General features: G+C 55.9%; 14 protein-coding genes. 8 read left to right on the top strand and 6 right to left on the bottom strand.

Going from position 1 to position 25,913, the window contains the following annotated elements; genetic code table 11:
• The first annotated feature begins 286 nt into the window (after nucleotides 1-286).
• The 4 genes from CA54_RS23445 to lpdA all read left to right on the top strand — a co-directional run bounded on the left by CA54_RS23445 (nucleotide 287) and on the right by lpdA (nucleotide 7,073).
• Complete coding sequence (locus tag CA54_RS23445; RefSeq protein WP_146373451.1) at nucleotides 287-766, top strand: DUF1801 domain-containing protein; 480 nt, start codon at nucleotides 287-289, stop codon at nucleotides 764-766.
• Between the two features lie 687 nt (nucleotides 767-1,453).
• Nucleotides 1,454-4,120, top strand: coding sequence for a pyruvate dehydrogenase (acetyl-transferring), homodimeric type (gene aceE, locus CA54_RS23450; protein WP_146374168.1), 2,667 nt, complete (start codon nucleotides 1,454-1,456; stop codon nucleotides 4,118-4,120).
• 106 nt (nucleotides 4,121-4,226) lie between these two features.
• A complete protein-coding gene (locus tag CA54_RS23455) occupies nucleotides 4,227-5,546 on the top strand; it encodes a 2-oxo acid dehydrogenase subunit E2 (RefSeq protein ID WP_146373452.1) in 1,320 nt (439 codons plus the stop codon).
• A gap of 117 nt (nucleotides 5,547-5,663) precedes the next feature.
• A complete protein-coding gene (gene lpdA, locus CA54_RS23460) occupies nucleotides 5,664-7,073 on the top strand; it encodes a dihydrolipoyl dehydrogenase (RefSeq protein ID WP_146373453.1) in 1,410 nt (469 codons plus the stop codon).
• Between the two features lie 20 nt (nucleotides 7,074-7,093).
• On the opposite strand, the gene CA54_RS23465 is transcribed toward lpdA, so the two are convergent.
• The 3 genes from CA54_RS23465 to CA54_RS23475 are packed head-to-tail and all read right to left on the bottom strand — an operon-like array spanning nucleotide 7,094 to nucleotide 12,787.
• Complete coding sequence (locus CA54_RS23465) at nucleotides 7,094-8,281, bottom strand: ROK family transcriptional regulator (protein ID WP_197532767.1); 1,188 nt, start codon at nucleotides 8,279-8,281, stop codon at nucleotides 7,094-7,096.
• A 52-nt stretch (nucleotides 8,282-8,333) separates the two neighbouring features.
• Nucleotides 8,334-9,797, bottom strand: coding sequence for a DUF1501 domain-containing protein (locus tag CA54_RS23470; protein WP_146373455.1), 1,464 nt, complete (start codon nucleotides 9,795-9,797; stop codon nucleotides 8,334-8,336).
• Nucleotides 9,798-9,805: 8 nt separating this feature from the next.
• Nucleotides 9,806-12,787, bottom strand: a complete 2,982-nt coding sequence (locus CA54_RS23475; protein WP_146373456.1) for a DUF1553 domain-containing protein — start codon at nucleotides 12,785-12,787, stop codon at nucleotides 9,806-9,808.
• Nucleotides 12,788-13,144: 357 nt separating this feature from the next.
• On the opposite strand from CA54_RS23475, the gene CA54_RS23480 reads away from it, so the two are divergent.
• From CA54_RS23480 to CA54_RS23490, 3 genes are all read left to right on the top strand, one after another.
• Complete coding sequence (locus CA54_RS23480) at nucleotides 13,145-15,169, top strand: SpoIIE family protein phosphatase (protein ID WP_146373457.1); 2,025 nt, start codon at nucleotides 13,145-13,147, stop codon at nucleotides 15,167-15,169.
• Nucleotides 15,170-15,447: 278 nt separating this feature from the next.
• On the top strand, nucleotides 15,448-18,387 hold the full coding sequence (locus tag CA54_RS23485) for a DUF1553 domain-containing protein (protein WP_146373458.1): 2,940 nt from the start codon (nucleotides 15,448-15,450) through the stop codon (nucleotides 18,385-18,387).
• A 9-nt stretch (nucleotides 18,388-18,396) separates the two neighbouring features.
• The gene (locus tag CA54_RS23490) at nucleotides 18,397-19,830 is read left to right on the top strand and encodes a DUF1501 domain-containing protein (protein ID WP_146373459.1); all 1,434 of its coding nucleotides are present in this window, start codon (nucleotides 18,397-18,399) and stop codon (nucleotides 19,828-19,830) included.
• Between the two features lie 70 nt (nucleotides 19,831-19,900).
• On the opposite strand, the gene CA54_RS23495 is transcribed toward CA54_RS23490, so the two are convergent.
• Together CA54_RS23495 and CA54_RS23500 are read right to left on the bottom strand one after the other, a co-directional pair.
• The gene (locus CA54_RS23495; RefSeq protein ID WP_146373460.1) at nucleotides 19,901-21,328 is read right to left on the bottom strand and encodes a DEAD/DEAH box helicase; all 1,428 of its coding nucleotides are present in this window, start codon (nucleotides 21,326-21,328) and stop codon (nucleotides 19,901-19,903) included.
• A gap of 772 nt (nucleotides 21,329-22,100) precedes the next feature.
• Complete coding sequence (locus CA54_RS23500; protein ID WP_146373461.1) at nucleotides 22,101-23,549, bottom strand: sulfatase family protein; 1,449 nt, start codon at nucleotides 23,547-23,549, stop codon at nucleotides 22,101-22,103.
• A 303-nt stretch (nucleotides 23,550-23,852) separates the two neighbouring features.
• Here CA54_RS23500 and CA54_RS23505 point away from each other — a divergent pair, with 303 nt between their 5' ends.
• Nucleotides 23,853-24,932, top strand: a complete 1,080-nt coding sequence (locus CA54_RS23505; protein ID WP_197532768.1) for a calcium-binding protein — start codon at nucleotides 23,853-23,855, stop codon at nucleotides 24,930-24,932.
• Nucleotides 24,933-24,994: 62 nt separating this feature from the next.
• Here CA54_RS23505 and CA54_RS23510 read toward each other — a convergent pair whose 3' ends face one another.
• The gene (locus CA54_RS23510) at nucleotides 24,995-25,906 is read right to left on the bottom strand and encodes an alpha/beta hydrolase (RefSeq protein WP_146373463.1); all 912 of its coding nucleotides are present in this window, start codon (nucleotides 25,904-25,906) and stop codon (nucleotides 24,995-24,997) included.
• Between the last annotated feature and the right edge of the window lie 7 nt (nucleotides 25,907-25,913).

The following is a 25,913-nucleotide window of genomic DNA, read 5'->3' on the forward strand; positions in this document are numbered from 1 at the left end:
CAACGGATCAGGGGCGAAACAATCTGACGAGGCATTATTGGTAAAGCTTCGGCAGGAACCCCCTCGCAGCGCAGCAGAAAACCACAAGCCGCTATCTCATTAGAGGACTCACAACGGTCGCCAGGATCACAGCGATCAACGAAACTGCGGCAAGTAGCGAAACAGCGCAAGGTTTACGGGGGAGAGTGCGTTCCCGCCGGCGGGCGCTCTGGACTAGCGAACAGATGAAGATCACGAGAGAATCAACTCACGTGGAATTCGAAGACGACTGCCGGGAGAGCGAGCCATCAAAAGCACAGCCACGACCGTTGAACAATACCTAGCCGAACTGCCCGACGACCGTCACGAAGCGATTGAGGCAGTCCGCGCGGTCATTCTTAAAAACTTGCCCAGCGGTTACGAGGAAGGAATGCAATACGGCATGATTGGTTACTACGTGCCACACAGCATTTATCCTGCAGGTTATCATTGCAATCCCCAACAACCCTTGCCATTCGCATCTCTGGCTTCGCAAAAGAATTACATGTCGATTTACCTCATGTGTACATATAGCGATCCGGGACAAGAAACCTGGTTCCGCGAAGCGTGGGCAAAAACCGGTAAGAAACTGAACATGGGCAAATCGTGCGTGCGTTTCAAAAAACTCGAGGACCTGCCGCTCAAGGTGATCGGCCAAGCCATCAAACGAGTCTCGGTGAAGAAGTTCATCTCCTACTACGAGTCGGCAACTCAAGGCAGCAGCGCTTCTCGACGTCGCAAGTGTTAGTCAATGGCTGACATCACGGGAAGACCAACCGTGATATTCACGCGACCGACCGGGTACTTTTCGCTTCGTCGGGTGCGGTGGCAGCGAACGCGCTAGCAGGATGGCTCGGTGGAACTGAAATTGTCGCCACGTCAGCATTTTTACAAGACAATCGCTGCACATCGGCCGATTTGACAATTTCACCAAGAATAAAAGTGCCTTGGGGGGAGCCGCGGTCGCAGTTTCGCCCGTGAACTCTGGATTCTTCTTGTTTCTCCCGGACGAAACACGCCGAAATCATTCCGGAGTAATTTCCCCCATTCAAATTTCGTGTTGCCGGATTCCCAAAAACGATAATTCCGGGGTACTGATTTCTGAATCATTGTGTATTCACGATTAAAAAAACCGCTCAGTTCTCGCCAAAAACGCGGTTTCATACCCCATAACCCGTACAGTCGCGACCTGTTGCTGTGCCAAACCTGACAGTGGAAGCAATTCCCATGGCCAATTCTCAATTATTTTCCATGTTTGGGAAAATGTCGTAGCGGGCGAAATCGCCGTTATGGCCATAAAAATACTTGGAAATCCTGCGTTGAGACTACGAACATTGATTTCATCCCCTAAAATGGCCAGAGATGATTGGACGAAGCGATGGATTTTCAAGTCGCGAAGCTAACCTTCCCTACTTCCTACGAGACTCAACTAGTGATGGACGAAACACCTCAGGCGATCGATGCGGGCGAATTAGACGAGTGGTTTGAATCGCTCGACGATCTGTTACACCGCCACGGACCCGACGGCGTACGTCAGATGATGTCGGTTTTGCAAGAGCGAGCCTACCAAGCCGGTGTGGCCATGCCCTTTACGGCCAACACCCCTTACATCAACACAATTCGCCACGATCAACAGCCCCGTTTCCCCGGCAATCGGGCCATCGAACGTCGGATTAAGAGTCTGATTCGCTGGAACGCGATGGCGATGGTCGTTCGCGCCAACGCTGCCAGTTCGGGCATTGGCGGGCATATCTCCACCTACGCCTCCGCTGCAACGCTGCTGGAAATCGGTTTCAATCACTTTTTCCAGGCCCGCAACGAAGATCAATTCGGCGATTTCGTCTATTTCCAAGGCCATGCCGCACCGGGAATCTATGCCCGCGCATTTCTGGAAGGTCGGTTGACCGAAGAGCAGTTGATTCAATTCCGGCAAGAAATCCCGCGTGGCTCGGGACTATCATCCTATCCGCATCCCTGGCTGATGCCTGATTTTTGGCAATTCCCCACGGTTTCGATGGGACTGGGACCGATTTCCGCGATTTATCACGCGCGGTTTTTACGGTATTTGGAACATCGTGGACTGGCCGACACGTCGAAATCGCATGTGTGGTGTTACGTCGGTGACGGTGAAGTCGACGAGCCGGAAACGCTGGGAGCCATTACGTTGGCCTCCCGCGAGCATCTCGACAATCTGATCTTTGTCATCAACTGCAACTTGCAACGCCTGGACGGGCCGGTCCGTGGTAATGGAAAAATCATCCAAGAATTAGAAGCCGCCTTTCGTGGTGCTGGCTGGAATTGCCTCAAAGTCATTTGGGGCAGCGATTGGGATCCGCTGTTGGAAGACGACGAAGACGGCTTATTAGTCAAACGCATGGGTGAAGTCGTCGACGGCCAATACCAGAAATATGTGGTCGAAGGGGGCGCCTATATCCGCGATCACTTCTTTGGCGAAAACAAAGAGTTGCACGATCTGGTCGACCACCTGTCGGACGAACAGTTACAAAAACTCAATCGCGGCGGACACGATCCCGAAAAAGTCTTTGCTGCCTACCATGCGGCGGTCAACCACGTTGGCGCTCCGACGGTCATCCTGGCCAAGACCATCAAAGGTTATGGACTGGGTGAAGCGGGAGAAGGCCGCAACATTACACACCAGCAGAAAAAATTGAACGAAGAGGAACTGCGCGAATTCCGCTCACGCTTCGCCATTCCCATAGGCGACGAAGAAGTCACCAAAGCCCCTCTACATCGGCCCGCCGATGACAGTCCGGAGATGGAATATCTCTTGAAACGACGGGAAGCATTGGGTGGATTTCTCCCCGCGCGGACGCCGACCACCGACCGCTTGGAGATTCCGCCTCTCGATAAATTCGACAAGAAAGTGCTGCACGGTGGCGTCGAAATGGCCACCACCATGGCCTTCGGGCGGATTATCAGCGACTTGCTCAAGGATAAGAACATCGGCAAGCGGATCGTACCGATCATTCCCGATGAAGCCCGCACCTTTGGGATGGAAGCGTTGTTCCGTCAATGCGGTATTTATTCCAGCAAGGGACAACTCTACGAACCGGTCGATGCCGATCAGGTGCTCTACTACAAGGAAGCCAAAGACGGCCAAATTCTGGAAGAGGGCATCAACGAAGCGGGGGCAATCTCGTCCTTCATCGCTGCCGGGACCGCCTACAGCAATCTTGGCGTGAACATGGTTCCGTTTTACATCTACTACTCGATGTTCGGCTTCCAACGCGTCGGCGATTTGATCTGGGCCGCGGCGGATTCCCGTACCAAAGGCTTTCTCGTGGGTGGAACCTCCGGCCGGACAACGCTCAACGGTGAAGGGCTACAACACCAGGACGGCCAAAGCCAACTATTTGCGACGACCGTCCCCAACTTGCGAGCGTATGACCCCGCCTACTCTTATGAAGTCGCCGTGATCGTTCAAGACGGGCTGCAGAGAATGTACGGCGAAGGGGAGGAAATCTTCTACTACTTGTCGGTCTACAACGAAGTGTACGACATGCCGGCGATGCCCGAAGGGGCGCAAGAAGGGATCTTGAAAGGGCTGCATCCTCTTTCCAAGACACCAGCCGATAAGTCGTCCTCGCAGCGACCGCAACTCTTTGGCAGCGGGCCGATTCTACGTGAATCACACCGTGCACAAGCCATTCTCAGCGAAAAGTACGACATTGACTGCGACGTCTGGAGCGTGACCAGTTACAGCGAACTCTCCCGCGATGCAGAAGCGGTCGAACGTTGGAATCACCTGCATCCTGAGGAAAAACCGCAACACAGTTTTCTAGAGACGTCACTCAGCAATCACTCCGGGCCTTTTATCGCCGCCAGCGACAACGTCCGTTTGGTGCCCGAACAAATCCGGCAGTGGATTCCAGGTCGCTACGTGACCTTGGGCACCGACGGTTTCGGACGCAGTGCTTCACGGGAAGCATTGAGAAAGCACTTTGAAATGAATGCCGAATATATCGCGTACGCAACACTTTCGGCATTGGTGGCCGACGGCCATTTTGAGAAGTCCCGTCTGCCCGAAGCAATCAAAGCGTTGGGGATCGACCCGGAACAAGTCAACCCGGCTTCCGCGTAAGAATTGTCCGTACACCGTCGATGCTTTATGGTGGAGCGAGCGGACCGTCGGACATCTGCTGTACACGTAGATTCAACATACGACTAAATTTTAACGAAATAGCACTATGTCGATTGAATTTCGTCTCCCCGAATTGGGAGAAAACATTGCCGAAGCTGAGGTTGCCGAGTTGCTGGTCAAGGAAGGGGACCGAATCGAAGCCGAACAGTCGGTCATGGAATTGGAAACCGAAAAAGCGGTCCTTGAGTTACCCTGTCCGCACGCCGGCGTGGTGAAAAAAATTCACTTTAGCGAAGGGGACAGCGTCTCCGTGGGTTCGGTGATCCTGACGATCGACGAGGAAGCCGCAGCCCCCTCCGGCGAAGCAACCGAGACCAAGCAGGCCGAACCAGCCGCCGCTGAGCCTGAACCGGCCGCTGCCAAAACCGAATCAGCGCCAGCCAAAAAAGAAGCAGCCCCCGTCGTGGCCGCCTCTCACACTCCAACGGTTCAACCGGCGATGGAGGCGACCGCGCCCGATCACCGGCCACCGCCTCCGGCAGGCCCCTCCACCCGCCGTTTCGCGCGAAAACTGGGCGTTGATCTGCACGATGTCAGCGGCACGGGTCCGGACGGACGAATCGTCCAAGAGGATGTCGAAGGCTATGTGAAATCGCGTTTGCAAAATACAGCATCGGGCAGCGGTATGCGAACTGCCCCTCCCCTACCCGACTTTTCGCAGTTTGGTCCGATCGAACGCAAACGGTTGAGCAAACTCAACCGTACCGCAGCAGACCAACTCAGTACGTCGTGGCAGGTGATTCCGCATGTGACGCAACATGATTTGGCCAACATCACGGAATTGGAGAAGGTCCGCAAACAGTTCATGACGACCAGCGGTAAGAATGGTCCGAAAATCACCATGACGGCCATCGCGCTCAAAGCCTGCGTGCAAATCCTCACCGAAATGCCGCACGTCAACAGCAGCCTGGATATGGAATCGGGGGAATTGATCCTCAAGCAGTACTATCACATCGGCGTCGCAGTCGACACGGATCACGGTTTGGTCGTCCCTGTGATTCAAAACGCGGACCGCAAGTCGATCATGGAAATTGCGGACGAACTCGCCCAACTCGCCGAAAAAGCGCGGGAGCGCAAGTTGGTCTTGGCCGAAATGCAAGGGGCCACCTTTACCATCACCAACCTGGGCAGCATCGGGGGCACGGCGTTTACTCCGATCGTGAATTACCCGGAGGTGGCAATTTTAGGATTATCACGAGCCCAACCCCAACCGGCGCTCGTCGATGGCAAATTAGAAGAACGGATGATGATGCCGATGTCGTTGTCCTACGACCACCGCGTGATCAACGGAGCCGACGCGGCAAAATTTGTCGTACGTCTCTCGGCTCTGCTCGCGCAACCCTTCGGCCTGTTGGCAAACGTTTGACAACCAAACGCTTGGGGGGGGAAGGTTGCTTTCAGCACGCTCCCCTGAGCATGCAGCCGGGGCGAGGATTCAATCTGTACTTGAGCACAACTGTAACGACCACAAGAGAAATACGATATGTCTGATACGGAACTCGTCGTTTTGGGCGGCGGCCCCGGCGGTTACCCCGCTGCATTTGCAGCAGCCGATGCCGGAATGAAAGTCACTTTGGTCGACGAAGGGGTCAAACCGGGCGGCGTCTGCCTCAATCGCGGCTGCATCCCGTCCAAAGCCCTCTTGCACGTGGCGCGACTAATCAACGAATCAAAGGAAGCGGCCGACTGGGGTGTGACGTTTCAACCTCCAGAGATCGATATCGATAAAATACGCGGCTGGAAAGATCGCGTCGTTGGCCAACTCACCGGCGGCATCGAAGGACTTTGCAAAGCGCGGGGCGTCGAACTGGTTCGCGCCCGCGGGACGTTTCTCGACTCCAATACGTTGGAACTCAAGACCGAAGAAGGCGAGACGAGCAAGCTCACTTTCGACAAGGCGATTATCGCCACCGGGTCTTCCCCGGTCATTCCCGGTCCCTTGCGGATTGATGACCCCCGCATCATGGATTCCACCGGCGCCTTGGCGCTGGAAGACATTCCCCAACGACTGTTGGTCGTCGGCGGAGGTTATATCGGCTTAGAAATGGGCTCGGTCTACGCCGCCCTCGGCTCCAAGGTCACCGTTGTGGAAATGACTGACGGTCTCTTGCCCGGTGCCGACCGCGATCTCGTACGGCCATTGGCGAAGCGCATTGATTCTCAATTCCATTCCATACTGCTTAACACCAAGGTCGAAAAACTGGTCCCCGGCAAAAAAGGCATTACGGTCGAACTGTCGGGCGAAGTCGAAGAGAAATCGCAGCTTTTCGATCGCGTCTTAATCTCCGTCGGCCGTTCACCCAATAGCCGCAATTTGGGCTTGGAAAACACGAAGGTCGAAATCACTGAGCGGGGCTTCATTAAAGTCGACGACAAACGCCGCACGACCGATCCCAGCCTCATGGCCATTGGTGACGTCGCCGGCGATCCGATGTTGGCCCACAAGGCGACCTATGAGGCCAAGGTCGTCGTGGAGGCGTTGGCCGGCGAGCCAGCCGCTTACCATCCCTATGCAATACCCGCTGTCGTCTTCACAGATCCCGAATTGGCTTGGTGCGGACTCACCGAAGCCGAAGCCAAAGCCGAGGGCCGCGAAGTGAACACCTTCCGGTTCCCCTGGGCCGCCTCCGGCCGTGCGCAAACATTAGCCCGCACCGAAGGGATCACCAAGTTGATCTCCGACCCGGAAACCGATCGCATATTGGGCGTCGGAATCGTCGGCGTCGGTGCCGGCGAAATGATCGCCGAAGGCGTACTAGCCATCGAGATGGCCGCCAATGTCCGCGATGTCGCCGAAACGATCCACGCACATCCCACGATGTCTGAAACCATCATGGAAGCCGCCGAAGGCCTGATGGGAAATGCAACGCACGTGTTCCGCAAGAAGAAATAGCGGCGACACAACGACGATTCTCAAAGCACATTGACCGAATGCGCGTGCGATTCCGACACGCGCGCGTCAGTCAGATGCTCGATGATTCCGGCGACCGCCCCTTCCCGCTTGCTGCCGCGGGCCCGTTCAATCCGGCAATCCGCAAACGAAGGCGCCAGCGCCATCGACGCCGTTCGTTGGATTAACCGCTCAAAAAACGCGCCGTCGATATCCAACATGCGACTGTGCACAAACAGCGTCTGCGGGTTGAACAAATTGATCGTCGTCACCAGCGCGAATGCCAACGGCCGCTCAACAGCCTCCCATTCGGCCGTGACATCGAGACGTCCCGTGCGGACTTGTTCGACGATTTGCTCGATGCTCATTTCCCGGCCGACGCGCTGCGACACCAGCCGCGCCAATGCGCGGTCACTGGCGATGGTCTCCAAACAGCCCCGCCGTCCGCAGCCGCATTCGAGACCATCCTCCACCATCGGCAAATGACCGATTTCGCCCGCCAGACCGCTTTTTCCCTTCAGCAAACGGCCACCGATCAACACCCCCAAACCGATCCCGGTACTGGCATCGAGCATCGCAAAGTCGTCCACCCCCCGGGCAAGGCCGTAATGCCGTTCCGCCAGACAGAGTGCATCGGACTCCTGGAGCACGACGCATTCCAAGCCAAGTCGTTCGGACAAATCCCGCCCCAAGCAACTGTCGTTGGTGATTGGCACATTGGGAGAGAGAATCGAACGCCCTTCGCGCGAATCAAACAGACCCGGCAGGCTAATCCCAATGCCCAGCGTGTTAACACCGCCAACTAATTGTAGCGACGAAACTTGTTCGACGATGTCATCAACCAACTGCCCGTAGGTTCGCGGCGTTTTGAACTCCGCGTGCGTTCCCGAACCAACGCGGCCATCCAGTCCGGTCGTCACAATACGGCAGGTGGGAGAATCAATCACCACTCCCACGACCTGTGCCGTAACTTCGGCCAACCGCAACCGTTTGGCGGGCCGGCCACGCATGGTTTCGCTGGTGTCAAACTCCTCCAACATCCCCGAGCGCAACAACGACGAAACCGCTTTAGAAACCGTCGGCGCCGTCACACCCGCCAGCCGCGCCACCTCGGCCCGCGAGCGCGGCCCATTGGCCTGCAAGACCCGTAACACCATCCGCTCATTCATCTGACTGAGCAATTGCGGTTGGGATGACACAAAACTTTTCATGCGGTTTCCTTTGGCTGCCAATTCACTTTGCATGCCACTCAGAGATCTCACTTCAGGCAAAAACGTCGTGAATCACATGGCCGCCCACATCGGTCAAAGTCTCTTCACGCCCCTGGTGGAAATAGGACAACATTTCATGGTCTAGCCCCATCGCATGCAAAATCGTCGCGTGCAAATCGTGCAGATGCACCTTGTTCTTCACTGCTTCAAAACCAAATTCATCGGTCTCGCCATAGGTCGTCCCCCCTTTGACGCCGCCACCAGCCAGCCACATGCTGAATCCGTAAGGATTGTGATTGCGGCCCGGAGCATCTTTGCCTTCGCTAAACGGCATGCGTCCGAATTCGCCGCCCCAGACGACCAACGTCTCATCCAACAAACCGCGTTGCTTCAGGTCGGTCAATAAGGCCGCAATCGGTTGGTCGACCTCCGCACCGTGCCGGCCGTGATTCTTTTCAATGCTTTCGTGCGCATCCCACGTCTCTTCAAGATGGCCACCTCCCGAATAGAGCTGAATGAACCGCACGCCCCGTTCGACCAGACGCCGGGCAATCAAACAGTTGCGGCCATATTCGTCAGTCGGTTTTTTACCCACACCATACATCTCGAGCGTTTGCTCATTCTCTTGCGACAAGTCAACCGCTTCGGGAGTCGCCGACTGCATGCGATAGGCGAGTTCGTAACTGCTGATGCGGGCCGATAACTCGCGCCCACCGGGCCGTTCATCAAGATGGCGTTGATTGATCTTGGCCAACAAATCAAGCTGTTCCCGCTGCACTGCCGACGTAATGTGCCCGGGACCTTTCAGATCCAAGATCGGATCGCCCACCGGTCGAAACAGAGTCCCGGCATACGTCGCCGGCATGAATCCGCTCGACCAATTCGGCTGCCCACCAATCGGCCCGCCCCGTTTGTCGAGAATCACCACATACCCCGGCAGACTTTCGTTCTCCGAGCCGAGACCATAGACACTCCAGCTCCCCAGCGAGGGCCGACCGATCAATGTTTTGCCGGTGTTCATCGCCACCAGCGCGGAACCGTGCGCGTGACTGTCGGTGTGGCAGGAATTGATGACACACAGTTTATCGGCGTGCTCGCGGACCTTGGGAAAATAGTCCGAGACCAACAACCCGCTTTCACCGCCGGGCCGAAATTTTCGCCACGCCGGTGTCAAATATCCCATGCGCCGGCCGCCGGAGTTGATGAACTTTTTGTCAGCGGGCAATTGTTTGCCGGCGAACTTCTCCAATTCCGGCTTGTAGTCAAACGTGTCGACCTGCGACGGCGCCCCGTTCATCATCAAAAAAATGCACGACTTCGCCCGCGCTGGAAACTGCGGTTCCTTAACGGCTGTCGGATTGGCCGTCGGCACCGCTTCGGCAGCACGCGCACGGTTTGGGGAGAATCCGTCGACGGACAATAAATTCGCCAGCGCCAAACCGGCAAACCCGCCTCCCATCTCCCACACGAATTCGCGACGGTTCTTGCCGCAAGGAAACATTTTTTGATTCGACATCGCCAACCTCAATCAACATAGAGGAATTCGTTGGAGTTCAACAGCACATGTGCCAGCGACGCAAGCGCCAGCGTTTCGGGGGGAAGCAACTTTTTCGCAGCCGGTATAGCCGAGGGGATTTTATACTCCGTCAGCATCGCGCGTTCGACGGACTCCCGTTCCGCGTCGGACAACGCCCGCGCATAAACACGGATTTCCGCCATCCCGCCGTTCCAGTATTCGCCGTTAATGTTCCCCTGCTGGCCAATCACCCACGCCGTCGAGAGATTTCGCGGCGGTAAGGAACCATTACGCGAGAGAATTTCGCCGCCATTAAAAAAGACGGCCGACCGGTCCTCTCCATTGAGCGCGGTGAGTACGAACGGATTACGCTGATCGACGATTTTCCCTGCAATGGAAAACACATCGCAAAATCTTACGGTGTCCTTATCCGTAAGTCCCAAAAACAACGACGTCCCGGCGTTGCCGGCTGCGCCGTTCCAATTGGAGATGATTTCCCGATGCCCAGTTTCCCCCTGATCATTGACCACCGCAAGGATTGTGAATTCTTGCAGATCCAGCACCGCTCCGTTGAGCTTGAGAAATCTCCCCTGACCGTCTAACACTACAACGGGGCGTCCGGCGAACCCGTCACTGTCCAAACGGGGTTGTTGCTCTTTCTCAGCAGCTGTGGCATGGTGTTCGTGTCCCGACTGGTCCTTCCATTGCGAAACGCGTCCCTCCGCATCGACGGAAATGCCGCTGTCGGCCTTTAAGTGCAGCACCAATGATTCTCGTAAATCTTCGTGCTGTGTCAGCTTCTGCTGCTTGGCCTGTTCCGCCTCCTCACGTCGCAGTGCTGCAAAGCGGCGCGACTGATCCGCGAGATGTTTCACCGCCATTTTCATTTCAACACTGGTCGGATTGCGTTCTAAGACGCGCGACCACAGCTGCTGCGCCTGTTCGCTGGGATCATCCGTCTTGGCGGCAATCGACCGCGCCAACGTTTCACTGCGATCATGCACAAACCGATTATTCATCAGTGCCAACGCCTGGGTCGGGACGGTTGTGACGTCGCGCTGCCCGCAGGATTGAGTCACATCGCAAAAATCAAAGGTCGTCATCATCGGCGGCAGTAGGCCCCGTTTCGAGAACATGTACAAGCTGCGCCGCAGTTGTTCCTGTTGAGGCGAGGCCTGCCAGGCGCTCGACTTCATCGAAAGCCCTTCCAAGGCCTCAGCACTGATTGATGGCCGAAAACCTGGGCCGCCCAACCGCAGATCCAACTCCCCGGTCGTTGCCAACATCGAATCCCGTAGCGCCTCCGCATCCAACCGCTGCCGCTCCGCCCGCCACCAGAATCGATTGCCGCTATCTCTCACTTCGTAGTCAGCATACTGGGGATGCAGCGATGACTGCTGCCAGGTTTGGGATGTCAGAATCAAGCGGTGCATGCGTTTTATCGTCCAACCGCCGCTTTGAAATTCCGCTGCCAACCAATCCAACAATTGCGGATGCGTCGGCGGATCGGCCAAGAAACCGAAGTTGTTCGGCGAACGAACGATCCCTTCCCCAAAGTGATGCAACCACAACCGATTGACAAGCACCCGTGCCGTCAACGGATGGTCGGGGTGTGTCATCCAACGCGCCAACTGCAAACGGCGTCCGGTTGTTTTCGCGTCGGCTGCCGGCGGATCGAAATCATATTCCAGCTCCTCAACCATCGATAACGATGCCGGTGTCACTTCTTCCAGCGGCTGCTCCCGTTCGCCTTTCAGGAGACGATACAGCGGACGCGGTTTCGCTCCCAGATCGGTCCAACCAAGTACGTCGTTCACTTCCAATTCCTCGGGACTCGGCCCCCCCACAAACTTGCGGCTCCGCGCGGCAATCGGCCCCGCCCAGAAAGTAGCGCCCATTCGGTAGTAATCTTCTTGAGTGATGGGATCGAACTTATGGGAATGGCAACGGGCACACTTCACCGTCATCCCCAAAAACGCTGAGGAGGTCGTGTGCACCATGTCCTCCAAACGGTCGTATTGATAATCCAGCGGCTCGTTGGGTTCATCGTTCCAGGTTCCCAGGCGAAGAAATCCGGTGGCAATCACCGACCGTTCGTTGCGATCGGGCAATTCGTCCCCCGCCAATTGCTCGACGACAAACTGGTTATACGGCATATCGTGATTGAGCGCATCAACAACCCAATCGCGATACTTCCAAGCAAACGGCTTTTCCTGATCGCGCTCATAGCCACTAGTGTCGGCATAGCGAGCCAAATCCAACCAATATCGCGCCCAGCGTTCCCCGTAATGCGGCGAAGCCAGAAGTTCATCGACGGCCGTTTCCCATGCTGTCGGTGAATCGTCCGCTTCAAATTTTTCGATCTGCGTTTGCGTGGGTGGTAGACCGATGAGGTCGTAGTACAGTCGCCGCAACAACGTCCGTTTGTCCGCCGGGGGAGCGGGCACCATATCCACCTGTTCAAGTCGCGCGAGAACAAACGCATCGATGGGATTTGCTGGTTGCGGTTTTGTTTTCAGCTGCGGCACATTCGGGCGGCGGATCGGCTGCAGCGACCACCAGTCGCGTCCCGCACGAACCTCGTTGGTCCGTTCAAACCAATCCAACGTCCGTCCTTTCGGCCAAGGCGCCTTAGCGGCAACCCAACGTTCAAGCAGGCGCACTTCCTCGGCCGGCAGTTTCTGTGGGATTCCCTTAATGGCCGGCGGCATTTCTCCTTCGTGAACGCGCAAAAGCAGAAAACTCTCCTCAGGCGATTCCCCATCGATCACCGCACCGTTATCTCCTCCTTTGCGCAATCCTTCTTCGCCCGTCAAAACCAAATTCCCGGAGGGATTGCTGCCTTGGTGGCACTCCACGCAGCGTTTGATCAACAGCGGGGCAATTTCAGCTTCAAAATCAGGAACTTGATCCGCCGCATGGGTTACGGTCGTCAACTGGACTAATAACAAGCACGCCCAGGACGAACAGCGAATCATGCGAAGTGCCATCGCGGTGACTTTCTTTGCCGATCAGGAACAACAGAATCCAGTCAATATCTCCAAACTATCCCCCGACGGGCATTTAGTCAACGGCATTTATAAAATAGCGTTTGCAATTGTGTGGGCTGACTGCCAGGAGCCTGTGCCGACGCATTGTTCTCGGTAAAAACGATTTCTCATAGCCAATCGCCACTGGTAAATACTCCTGAAACCAACTGGCTTCGCGCGCTTGCCGAAGCGGTCGGCTTCGTTGATAATGCGGCTTCGCAAGTATCTCAGACAGCGCTCCGATCTCCGTTGCGCCAACCCACACACGGAGCCGACACAATTACCAGCAGTCAGCCAACGACAATCCGACGGCGCTTGATGACTGATCTCGTTGTGCTTCTCGCATTCACAGGCGCCGTAATTCTGATTGCGACCTGGATCACCGGGGCGGAGACCATTGAGCAACTTTCGACCTCGCTGATCGAACGCACGGCGCTGCGAACCGAAGGACAACTGCAATCATTTTTTGGCACTGTGCGAAAGCAAGTGCTCGTCGGACAGGGTTGGGCAGCGACTGACATACTGGATGCCACCGATTACGAGGCCATGAACAAACTGTTCGTGCCGATTCTCGAACAACATCCGCAGCTTTCGTCGATGATGGTCGCCAACTCCAACGGCGCCGAATATCTGTTGCTCCGCGATCCGGTCGATCCGCACGTCTGGTCCAACCGAATCGTTCAAGCCGATGCGTGGGGAAAACGTGTCTACAATCGGGAATGGAACTCAGAGACCGGTCAGCTTGTCGAGGGGTTTGACACTTTGGATTACGATCCCCGAAAGCGGATTTGGTTTCAGCGGGCGTTAGACACCACTACTGCTGAACCGGTGTATTGGACGAAACCGGTCATTTTTTACGTCACCAAGGATCCGGGTATCACCGCGTCGACGCAGTGGGTCGGCCCGTCCGAGTCACCCCTCACAACCGTCGTAGCCTATGACTTGCTGCTAATGGATATTTCCCGTTTCACCACAAACCTAAACGTCAGCAAACATGGCAAGGCGTTTGTGATGGTCGAAGACAACGAAACAGGTGAGTTGAACGTCGTAGGGCTGCCCAGAGATGCAGGTTTTCAATCAGCAGAAGCCATACGCGATACATTAACCTTTGTCCCCCCCGACGCTGCCGTCGCAGACACCGCGGCGCAGCTTCCGCCCGCCGACAGCCTCCACATCCCCGCATTGACCGCTGCAACGCAGGCTTGGAAGACGCACGGTCAGCCGGATGACCCGCTACCGTTTTCGGTCGATGGTGAGAATTGGTGGGCCGGTTTTCGCTTATTTCAACAAGGCCCCAACCGGTTTTGGATTGGAGTGGTTGTCCCGGAGCAAGATTTCTCGGCCGGGATTCGTCGCCAACAAATATTGTTGATCGGCTTGGTGATCGGAGTGTTATTAATCGGAATGATTCGAGCAGTCACGTTATCGCGACGCTTCAGCACCCCGATTGTTGCACTTGTCCGCCAAAGCGAACGTATCAGCCGCGGCGACCTCGAACCGCAGACTCCGATCGTTTCCGAAGTGGAAGAGATCCGTCGTCTTGCCGAAGCGCACGACAACATGCGCGAGGGACTGAAATCGGTGATCAAATTGGAAAAACTCGAACGGGATCTCGATATTGCTCGAGAAATCCAGTTGGGATTGCTCCCCCAACAATCGCCGCAGACTCCCGAATTTGAGATCGCCGGCTGGAATCGCCCGGCCGACAAGACCGGCGGCGATTACTACGATTGGCTCGTGTTGCCCAACGGAAAGACGTTATTCACGCTGGCCGACGTGGCCGGACACGGCATCGGTCCCGCGCTAATTGTCTCCGTCTATCGAGCCTACATGCGTGCCACAGCCGGTGACGGTACCGGCGCGCTCAATGACGTCATCGGCCGACTCAACGAGCTACTCTGCGTCGATATGCCCGAAGGGCGGTTCATCACTGCGGTGGTGGGTGTCGTTCGTTCCGAAGATTGCCGTGTCGAACTGCTTTCCGCCGGACATGCCCCGATGTTTTTCTACGAATCCGCGACCGCGACGTTGCACAACTGGGAGGCGGACGACTTGCCGTTAGGCATTACCGGAGGCCTGACGTTTAACGATGCGCGGCAAATCCCCTTTGCACCGGGGGATACGTTGGTCCTTACTACCGACGGATTTTTTGAGGCGACCAATTCAGCGGATGAACCTTACGGTATTGAGACCCTGGAACAATTCATCCGGGATCACCATTCCTTGCCGCCTGACGAGTTTATCCAACGTCTCTACCAAGACGTCGAGAAACATGTTGCCGGCGAGGTCCAAGCCGATGATCTGACAGCATTGGTCATCAAGCGGACCACGAACCCCGGCTGACTCAACCTGTGATCGTGATCCTAGGGGCATGACTTCATACGACGTAATACGGATCACACAATGCGACCGCAAGCGGTCGGTTTGGAAATCCAAAAAGTCACGCCCAAATATCTGTGTTTCAACTGTGTTCAATCTGTGGCTAAGAAAAACGTACACGCCAAGCGACAGCTCCGTCGCACTCAAGAAATCGACGCTCTTGCCGCAAGGTGTTGGGGCGCGGTATCGTATAGAATATAGCGTACATTTCATTCCAAGACCCTCACGTCGAATTCCCGCCTATGTACCCCCTTGCAACGCGTTTCTTGCAACGTCGCCAACGTAGTGCTGCTGCCAGCTCACTGTGCGCGATCCTCTATGGATTGGCTGTTCTGACATCTCCAGCGATGACCGCCGCTGCCCATGGGGATGACAAAGAGCAGGCGGCTTATTTCCAACAGAAGGTCGCGCCAATTCTCGTCGGTCGCTGCTTGGAATGTCACGGTTCGGAACACAAGGGTGAACTGGACCTTCGCAGCAAAGCGACCGCGCTGAAAGGGGGCGAGAGCGGATCAGTCATCGAACCGGGGGACGTCGATGCGAGCCTGCTTTACGACTATGTCGTCAACCAAGAAATGCCGCCTAAAAAACCGCTCACCGCCGACGAAATGGCGGTGCTCAAGCAGTGGATCGAAACCGGCGCCTATTTTCCCCCAGAACCGCTGAACCAGTTCGCCAGGTCGACCGACACGCGAGCGGGGTACGACTGGTGGTCATTGCGGCCGCTGGCAGAGGTCTCGCCACCCACACCCGCTGGAATCCCCGCCGCCTGGAACGAAAACCCGATCGACCGTTTTGTCTTCGCCAAGCTGGCCGAAAAGCAACTGCAACCCTCGGCCCCCGCACAGCGCCGCCAACTGCTGCGACGCATCACCTACGACTTGATCGGCTTGCCCCCCACGCCTGAGGAAGTTGACGATTTTCTCAACGACGATTCCCCCGATGCCTATGAACGGGTCGTCGATCGCTTGCTGGCATCGCCACATTACGGCGAACAATGGGGCCGGCATTGGTTGGACGTGATTCGCTTCGGTGAAAGCCGAGGATTCGAGCGCAACGAGATCATCAACAACGCCTGGCCGTTTCGCGATTATGTCATTCGCTCGTTCAACGAAGACAAACCGTTTGACCGCATGGTGCTCGAACATCTCGCCGGCGATGTGATCGGCGCGGGGGATCCCGACGTGGAGATCGCCACCACATTTCTGGTCAGCGGCCCGTACGACGATGTCGGCAATCAAGATGCGGCACAGGCGGCCCAAATCCGAGCGAACACAATCGACGAAATCATTCGCGCCACCAGCGAAGCGTTCCTAGGCCTGACCGTCGGTTGTTCGCGGTGCCACAATCACAAGTTCGATCCGGTCACGCAAGACGACTACTACAGCCTATACGCCACTTTCGCCGGTGTGCATCACGGCGTGCGCGTCATCGCCACAGCGGAACAAAAACAACAACACGCCTCCGCCGTGCAACCACTCCAAGAAACACAGAAACAACTGGAAAAACAACGGGGCGAACTCGAAAACACGATCAACAAACGGGGCGAGGAAAAAGCCGCCGACTTCGAATCCGCCTGGACACGAGAGCCAGTCCAGCGAACCGGCGCTGAGGAAACCTTCCCCCCGGTTCCCGCCAAATTCATCCGACTGACCGTCGAGGGGGTCGATAACAATCCGCAGGCCCGTACCGGCTATCGAATCGAAGAATTCGAAGCCTGGACCGCTGGCCCGGAGAGCCAAAATGTCGCCGCGGCCAAAAACGGCGGCAAGGCGACCGGACGGAGTCGCACGGCAAAAGACTTCGATGCTTATAACGCCATGCAAACCATCGACGGACGATTCGGCGCACGGTGGATTGCTGCCGGACCGGAACTGACGATCGAATTTGCCGAGCCACAAACGATCGAGCGCGTTCTGTTTTCCAGCGATCGCGCCGGGGAGGCAGGGAGCCAGTCGATTGCAACGTTCGTTTGCGAATATCGTCTCAGTGTCTCTCTCGACGGTGAAACATGGACCAAAGTCGCCTCGACGGCCGATCGCAAACCGGTCAGCGACGCTCACCGCCGCAAACGGTTGAAGGATGCCGTCATCACGGCAGCGGAGAATAAACAACTCGCCGACTTGGGGCGCCAACTGGCCGAAGTCCGCCAACAACAATCAAAAATCACACCGCTGCCAGCTTGGTGGGCGGGCACATTCTCAGCTGCCGGCGGGCCGTTTCACGTCTTTTTGGGGGGCAGTCCTCAGCGTCCCGGACGCACGGCCTTTCCCGCAAGTCTATCGACATTGAGCAAAGTCGCCCCGGAGTATCAACTTTCCAACGAATCCCCGGAAGGCGAACGGAGACTCTCCCTGGCCAAATGGCTTATCGCCGATGACAATCCCCTGCCCGCCCGCGTGTTGGCCAACCGTCTGTGGCATTACCATTTTGGAACCGGCATCGTCGCCACGCCCAGCGATTTCGGTTTCATGGGTGTCCCGCCCACTCATCCGCAACTGCTGGACTGGCTAGCAAGGCAATTGCAGGAAAACGGCTGGCAGCTCAAGTCGCTGCACAAAAAAATTGTGATGTCGCAAGCCTACCGGCAGTCGTCGACCTATCGTGAGGATTTCGCCAAAGTCGATGCGGACAGCCGCTACCTGTGGCGTTTTCCACCGCGACGATTGACGGCTGAAGAAATCCGCGACGCCATGTTGATGGCCGGCGGGAAACTGGATCGTCGCGCGGGAGGGCCAGGATTTCGCCTCTACCACTATTTGCAGGACAACGTCGCCACCTATGTCCCGTTGGATGATTTTGGACCGGACACGTATCGTCGTAGCGTCTATCACCAAAATGCACGTGCTTCACGGATCGACTTGATGACCGATTTCGATAGCCCCGACTGCGCGTTCGCGACGCCGCGCCGCTCCTCGACCACATCACCGCTGCAAGCACTGACCTTGATGAACCACAAATTCACGCTCGACATGGCTACCGCACTGGCGGACCGTATCGGGAGCGAACTACCTGATTCGCCCTCGCCCGCTGCACAGGTCGGACGTGCGTTTGAACTCTGTTTCTGCCGTGCACCTTCCGACGACGAGACAAATGCTTGCTCGGCACTTGTGAAACAACACGGTTTGCCGGCGCTGTGCCGTGTCCTGTTGAACTCAAACGAGTTCATTTATTTGAATTGAGGAACCCGCATGTTTTCTCCCTCGTTACTCGATCGCCGCGGCTTCCTCGGCAATGTCTATACGGCGCTGGCCGGTATTGGACTGGGACATCTGTCCGGGCGCGATATGTTCGCCAGCGATGCCGCTTGGGCGCCGGGCCAAGGCAAAACGCATTTCCCGCCCAAAGCCCATCGAGTCCTGCAAATTTTCTGCCCGGGGGCGGCATCTCACATGGACCTGTGGGAGCACAAACCGGCGCTGGATAAAATGCACGGGCAACCTCTGCCCGGTGAAGAAAACCTGGTGAGTTTTCAAGGCAAAAACGGCGCACTGATGAAAAGCCCGTGGGCGTTTGCTCCCGCTGGCGAAAGCGGAAAGATGTTCACCAGCCTGTTGCCGCACATGAGTCAGCATGTCGACGACATCGCCTTTGTCCACTCGATGACGTCCAAAACCAACACGCACGGCCCTGGGTGTGTGTTCATGAACACCGGCCACACAACCGAAGGCTTTCCCAGCACCGGCGCTTGGATGAGTTATGCGCTGGGCAGCGCGAATGACAACCTTCCGACTTACGTCGCCATCCCCGACATTCGCGGCGAACCGCCCAATGGCAAAGCCAATTGGAGCAACGGCTTCCTTCCCGCCCGACACCAAGCGATCATGATGAGCTCGCACCAGCCGATTCGCAATCTGCAGCGTCCGAGTGCGATATCGGCCGACGAAGAAAACGCGTCGCGCAAACTCTTGGAGCAACTGAATCAACGGCATGCCGAGGGCAATCCCGGCCAATCAGAACTGCTCGCGCGGATCTCGGCCTATGAACTGGCGGCACGCATGCAACTGTCCGCACCGGAGGTCTCGGACCTAGCCTCGGAGTCAGCCGCCGTGCATAAAATGTACGGAACCGGCGATACCAACAAATTGAAAGCAGGCTACGCCCGCAACTGCTTGTTAACCCGGCGACTGCTGGAACGGGGAGTGCGGTACGTTAACCTCTACTGTGCATCCCGCGCATCGGGCGTCGACGGACTACTCAACTGGGATGCCCATAAAACTCTCAAGCCCGATTACGAGCGGCATGGCCCGGTGTTCGATCAACCGACGGCGGCGCTGCTGAGCGACCTGAAGAAATCCGGACTGCTGGAGGATACGTTGGTGCTGTGGACGACGGAATTCGGTCGCATGCCCACGCATCAAGCCGGCACAACGGGACGCGATCACAACCCCGACGGATTCACCTGTTGGATGATGGGGGCCGGCGTGAAAGGCGGCATCAGTTACGGCGCAACCGACGAATTTGGCCGCCGCGCCGCTGAAAACATCACCACGGTTTGGGACTTTTACGCCACGGTGCTGCACTTGCTGGGCTACGACCACACCAAATTAACTTGGTACCACAACGGCCTCGACCGGCGACTGACGGATGTCCACGGACACTTGATCGACCCGTTGTTGGCTTAACCGACAGACAATAAAAAAAGTGCCACCGGCGTTTGGATCGCCCGTGGCACTTTATCGCATTCATTCGCTCTTAGGTCGACTGTGCAGCGCGTTGACCTGATTTCTTCGGCTTGCGACCGGGTCGCCGTTTCGGCTTCGAGGAACCGGAACCGCTCGCGGCTTCAACCTTGCGGTACTTGCCCGCCCCTTTGCCGCCAGAGCTTTTTGCACCGGAGCTTTTCGCTCCAGAACTATGCGATCCCGGACCCTTGGGACCGGAGCCTTTTGCCCCCGATCGCTTGGAAGCAGACCGTTTGAACTTCGAACGTTTTGAACCGGCATCCCGGCGACGATGCGACGAACCACCCGATTTGAGCTCAGCAGGCTCGGGCAAAGATTGCTCGGGATCAATCGGCACCTTTTGCCCGATCAGACGCTCAATCGATCGCAATTCACGACGTTCGTCCGCACAGCAAAACGACAGGGCGATTCCCTCAGCACCGGCGCGTCCCGTGCGTCCAATGCGATGCACGTAGTTTTCCGGTTCGATCGGCAGGTCGAAGTTGACGACATGTGTAATGTTATCAATGTCGATTCCACGAGCAGCAACGTCGGTCGCCACAAGCACATTCACTTGTTTGCGGCGAAACGCCTCTAACGCCCGTTGCCGTGCATTTTGCGATTTGTCGCCATGAATGGCTGTGGCAGCAATGCCATCTTTGAGTAACTGCTTTTCCAGCAAATTGGCGGTCCGTTTGGTCTTAGTGAACACCAAGGCGCGATCGACACCTTCACTGGTAAGAATTGTCTTGAGCAGTTTCTTTTTCTCAGCGCGGTCGACATACAACAACCGTTGTTCAATTCGTTCCACGCTTGTCGTTTCGGGCGTCACGTTGACGCTGACCGGCTTGTGCAGCAGGCTTTGCGACAACTTAATGATGCTCGGCGGCAAGGTGGCGGAAAAGAACAGCGATTGCCGTTTCTCGGGCAAATGGCTGATGATCCGTTTGAGGTCCGGCAGAAATCCCATGTCGAGCATGCGATCCGCTTCGTCCAAAACGAACATTTCCAACTGATCCAGTTTGATGTGTCCTTGGTTCATCAAATCGAGCAACCGTCCCGGTGTCGCCACCAAGATGTGAGCTCCTCGATTCATAGCCCGGACCTGCTTGCCTTGATTCACACCACCGTAGACCAAAGCCTGCCGCAGTTTTAAATGTCGCCCATAGACCGCAAAGCTGGCGCCAATCTGGATCGCCAATTCCCGCGTGGGAGCCAAAGCCAAGACTAACGGCCGTTTGGGCGTCGACTTGCGATTCCCTTGTCCGAGTTGGTTAAGAATCGGCACGGCGAACGCCGCTGTTTTTCCAGTCCCGGTTTGAGCGCACCCCAACACATCCCGTCCCTGCATAGTAGCCGGAATGGTCTGCGCCTGGATCGGCGTGGGGGTTTCGTATTTCTCGTCAGCCAATGCACGTTGCACGGGCGCAATCAAATCAATTTCCTGAAACGTCTTCAAAGGTTTTCCTCAATCTGTGTTACTTTTTCGCCCGGCATCAACGAAGCGGATTTTTGCTAACGTCTCTACGTATTCTGGCGATGCAGTCTGGCTGGAACGGTTCCGCAGCCTGGACACTGGTCGTCAGAGGGCTTCATGGGAGTTGCGCGCGATCAACCACGGCGTGGTTGTGGTTCGCTCAACAACAAGGGCACACTCACAATCGTGGTGTGCGGGAACCGGGGAAAACAGTTCACCGGATCCTCAGATGTTTGCCCAAGTGCAGCAGGTCGGACCGACTCCACCTATCAACTCGCATTCGCGTTCACGGGAACTCTGGACAAACAAAATCAGTCCCGCCGCAGCCTATAAACTGGCCGCAGTCTCAGGTTTGCACCTGGCCTAACGCATCATCTTGCGAGCGAATTGTGGATGGTCAAAATGTTGATCGTACGAATTCGGTGCGTCCTCAATAGAACGCAGGCGGCCTTCCAAAACGGTCAACACAACCCCTGGTCAGCAGCGGAATCATGCGGCTTGCGTGCCGGCACGATAAGTTTCAACGGGTCTGCAGTAGCCTCCAGCTCTGCCAGAAATCCCCGTTCGACCGGAAAAACGCGTCTCATTCACACAAGACAGCGGTGCTCGCTTATTCCCGGTCGGAATGCTTCGGATTTCCGAAAACCCGAAGTGCTGAAACAGTATACCCTTAGGAACCCTGTTCGCCAACCCTCAAAGTTCGAAATCTCTCCGTTCGACGTCCAAAACGCGTCGCACAGGCCCGACGACTTACCTAAAAGTCACGAAACGGCCCCCGCGGTTCCGCAGCTGCCATCTCCTTCTTCCATTGGGCAAAACGCGTCTGCAATTTGGCCAACATTTCCGGATTCACCGCCGACAAATCATGTTTTTCGCCGATATCGCTCGACAGATCGTACAGTCCGGTGCCGCGTTTCGATTGGACCCATTTGTAGTTTCCCACACGCGCCGCCCGGTCGCCTCGACGTTCCCAAAACATTTCTGTCCGCTCCGATTTTTTCTCACCAGTCAATACCGGCAGCATGTCAAACCCGTCGTAGACAATATCCTCGGGAAGTTTTGCCCCGGCCAATCGCGCGAACATCGGAAACAGTTCTAACGCTGTCAGAAACTCATCCGAAACGCTGTCGGCGGGAATCCGTCCGGGAAATCGTGCGATGAATGGGACGCGGATGCCCCCTTCGAACATCAGCCCTTTGCGCCCCCGCAGCGGAGAATTGTCAGCTGTACCGCTGCCGCCGTTGTCGGAAAAAAAGACCACCAATGTGTTGTCGGCCAGTTCATATTCGTCCAACAGGCCCAGCACTTCGCCGATGGCATCATCCATACAGGTGATCGATGCCAGATATTCCAACCGCCCCTTCTGCTTGCTCGGCACAAGCGCTTCTTGGCCGTACCGTTTTCCTTTGACCAATTTGTCCTTGTACTGCGGATACATCTTCTTGTACCGCTCCGGGGCTTGTGCGGCGCCGCGGATTTTGGGATCAAGGTTCGATGCCCCGTGCGGAGCATTAAACGGCTGGTAGAGAAAAAACGGCTGGTCCTTGTGCTCTTTGACAAACTGAGCCGCTTCGTTTTGAAACAAATAGGTGCAATACGTCCCCTGCTCCGCCGTGGTCGGTTGATTGTCACGGAACATCGACGGCACGCCGTACCGCTCATGCGTGAAATAATCGATCCCAGTATTGGCAAATCCGTAATACCGGTCGAAGCCGTTTTGGAGTGGCAAAAACCGCAGCAACTGTCCGCCGTCCCATTTGCCAAACACCGCCGTCGCATAGCCGGCCTGCTTGAGCACCTCGGATATCATTACCTCCTGCTCATCCATCCCTAACACGCGTTCCGGGGTCACAGCGTATTCCTCAGCTGTGAAGGTTTTGCCGTAGTCCGCCACATCATTGCGGATCATATCGTACAGGCCGTTCCGCTGTGGATAACGCCCAGTCAGAATACTCCCCCGCGACGGCGTACAAGCGGGCCACGTCACATAAAAATTCGTGCAACGCACCCCCTGTTTCGCCAACTGATCCAAGTGCGGCGTCTTGACTTCATCACTGCCGAAGCAACCCAGATCGCGATAGCCCTGGTCGTCGCTCACAATCAGCACAATATTCGGCGGCTGTGGCGGAGCAGCAACTCCGGCGTAACTGATTGAGATCACAGCGATCACGAATACGGTGATTCGCGAAGATAGGCGAAACATATCGGTTACTCCCTGGGGTTCAGCATCAGGTGGATGATTCCATAGGCTGCATTATGGCATTCACACGTTTTCGCTTCAAACGCCCCATCATTAACGCGTAACGCTTTCAGAAATAAGGCGGCAGATCAAAGACTTCCCAAGTGTTACAAGTTTTTCTTGCGATTTTCCAACATTTTTAGAAATCGTTGGCGTGTCGCTGCCATGCTTGGGCATTTCAGTGTAGAGGACGACACAAACATCACACACGAATAAAAACCTGAAAGCCACGCGATAATGCTGAACAACAAACACCAACGAAAATTGATGATCGAATCCCTCGAAGACCGCAAATTGATGACCGCCAACATGGAGATTGGGGAGTCGGTCGTTGTTGGGGGATCAACCTTGCCCAAAGGCAATCAGCAACTGTTCATCCAGGGATCGGCCGGTGACGACCACATCGAAATCTCCTACCACTCACGGCAGGCTGGCGTTACCAAAGTCCAAGCGACCATCCGCGACGCTGACGGGAATGTTTTGATTCAAAACATCTACAACTCCGAAGATTTTGAACAAATCGAAGTTGCTGGAGCAGGCGGAAACGACACGATCATCAACAATACCCTCTACCGCATGGCAGCCGATGGCGGTAGCGGCGATGACACAATCTACGGTGGTGCCGCAAACGATATTCTCATTGGTTCACTTGGAAATGATTACCTAAACGGCCGCTTCGGTAACGATGAAATCTCCGGCGGGTGGATGCTGTATGTGGAATCGTCATCTTACGTTGCCCATCAGGAGTCTGACGGATTTGATCACGGCAATGATACGTTAATTGGTGGCAGCGGCAGCGATGAACTCTACGGCGGATTCGGGAACGACAAAATTCAAGGGGGGAGCGGCAATGACAACATTATCGGCGGCAGTGGTAACGACACACTAAACGGTGGCTACGGCGCAGATATGATTTGGGGCGACTACCCGGATGAACTGAGACATACAATAGGTTACGTTGAGAACGGGAACGACGTGCTCAATGGCGGACGTGGAAACGACACACTTTCCGGCGGCGATGGCAACGATACGATTTTCGGTTCTTTCGGAGATGACGAACTATTCGGCAAGAAAGGCGATGATCTTTTGAAGGGAGGAGACGGTAACGATCGAATCCACGGCGAAGAAGGCAACGATGAACTGTTTGGGCAAGGAGGAGTTGACTTCCTCTTCGGCCAGGAAGGCAACGATACGCTGACCGGTGGCGGTGGCTTCGACTACACAATCGGCGGAGCCGGTTCCGATAGCATCGCACGGGAATGGGAGATCATCTGGTCCGACCGTATGTTTCCTTACTTCAACATCCGTCCACACGATTTCACTTCAAACCAAGATACCTGGATCTAAACCTGAGTTAGATTAAACACAACACCCTACCGTTTGGCAGGGTGTTGTGACTGGACGAGGCTTCACTGAGAATTCAGCAATTTATCCATCAAGAACGCATTCGCATTCAGGTATTTGTCGGAGTTCGAGACGCCTTTGATCAGCAAATAACATTCGTGCTTCTCGGCGTCGGCTTTTTCCTTCATCTTCACTCCGTAGACCGGATGATGAATCCCATGACCGGCGCTCACCGACGGAAGTTTCATATTGTTTCCGTAAGTCATTAGTAGCGGCGGGTCGTTTCCGTCGAGGTGGTTGTAAGGTGAGAATTCCTTGTACAACGCCTCGTGTTTGTCATAGTTTTTTAGCGCACCTTCGATTGTCGGTTCACCGACCGCCATATTGATCATGCGATGCTTCAGCACGTTGGGGCCTAACCACGGCTCGATCACTTTAGGATCGATCGAGACCTGACCTCCACCAACAGCCGCCGCGCAGACACGTGTAGATTCGCGTAACACCGGATCTTTTGCATCGGGATTGGCCAGATCATCGTGCAATAGCAACCACATCGAGGTACAGGCGCCCGCGCTACCCCCGGTTAAGGCAATGAGCTTGGTATCGATGTTCCAGTCATCCGCTTTGGTCCGCAGAAACTGAATCGACCGCGCCGCATCATGTACAGGAGCCGGCAACGGATACTTACCCGTATGCCGATAATTGATCGCCGCATAGGAGATCCCCTTATCCAGAAACGGTTGGAATCGCGCCTGCATTTGTTTCTTATCCCCGGCCGTCCAACCGCCACCGTGAATATAAACCAACAACGGCCGCGGCCCTTCCCCTTCGGCCTGCCAGAAGTCGAGTACGTTTTCCGCGAACGGACCGTAAGAGACGTCAGCGGCCGTCGGCGCGTCTTGCTCCGGTTTCTCCGCCGCTTGCAATACGGTCGTTGTGGCTACAAGGACCATAAATAATGATATAACAATTCTCATATTGTCT

Origin of the sequence: Symmachiella macrocystis (assembly GCF_007860075.1) — a bacterium.
Classification (GTDB): Bacteria; Planctomycetota; Planctomycetia; order Planctomycetales; family Planctomycetaceae; genus Symmachiella; species Symmachiella macrocystis.

Excerpts from the sequence above, each read along its gene's own strand:
- aceE (WP_146374168.1), top strand. The coding sequence starts at position 1,454 with ATGGACGAAACACCTCAGGCGATCGATGCGGGCGAATTAGACGAGTGG.
- CA54_RS23455 (WP_146373452.1), top strand. The coding sequence starts at position 4,227 with ATGTCGATTGAATTTCGTCTCCCCGAATTGGGAGAAAACATTGCCGAA.
- lpdA (WP_146373453.1), top strand. The coding sequence starts at position 5,664 with ATGTCTGATACGGAACTCGTCGTTTTGGGCGGCGGCCCCGGCGGTTAC.
- CA54_RS23465 (WP_197532767.1), bottom strand. The coding sequence starts at position 8,281 with ATGAAAAGTTTTGTGTCATCCCAACCGCAATTGCTCAGTCAGATGAAT.
- CA54_RS23470 (WP_146373455.1), bottom strand. The coding sequence starts at position 9,797 with ATGTCGAATCAAAAAATGTTTCCTTGCGGCAAGAACCGTCGCGAATTC.
- CA54_RS23475 (WP_146373456.1), bottom strand. The coding sequence starts at position 12,787 with ATGGCACTTCGCATGATTCGCTGTTCGTCCTGGGCGTGCTTGTTATTA.
- CA54_RS23480 (WP_146373457.1), top strand. The coding sequence starts at position 13,145 with ATGACTGATCTCGTTGTGCTTCTCGCATTCACAGGCGCCGTAATTCTG.
- CA54_RS23485 (WP_146373458.1), top strand. The coding sequence starts at position 15,448 with ATGTACCCCCTTGCAACGCGTTTCTTGCAACGTCGCCAACGTAGTGCT.
- CA54_RS23490 (WP_146373459.1), top strand. The coding sequence starts at position 18,397 with ATGTTTTCTCCCTCGTTACTCGATCGCCGCGGCTTCCTCGGCAATGTC.
- CA54_RS23500 (WP_146373461.1), bottom strand. The coding sequence starts at position 23,549 with ATGTTTCGCCTATCTTCGCGAATCACCGTATTCGTGATCGCTGTGATC.
- CA54_RS23505 (WP_197532768.1), top strand. The coding sequence starts at position 23,853 with ATGATCGAATCCCTCGAAGACCGCAAATTGATGACCGCCAACATGGAG.
- CA54_RS23510 (WP_146373463.1), bottom strand. The coding sequence starts at position 25,906 with ATGAGAATTGTTATATCATTATTTATGGTCCTTGTAGCCACAACGACC.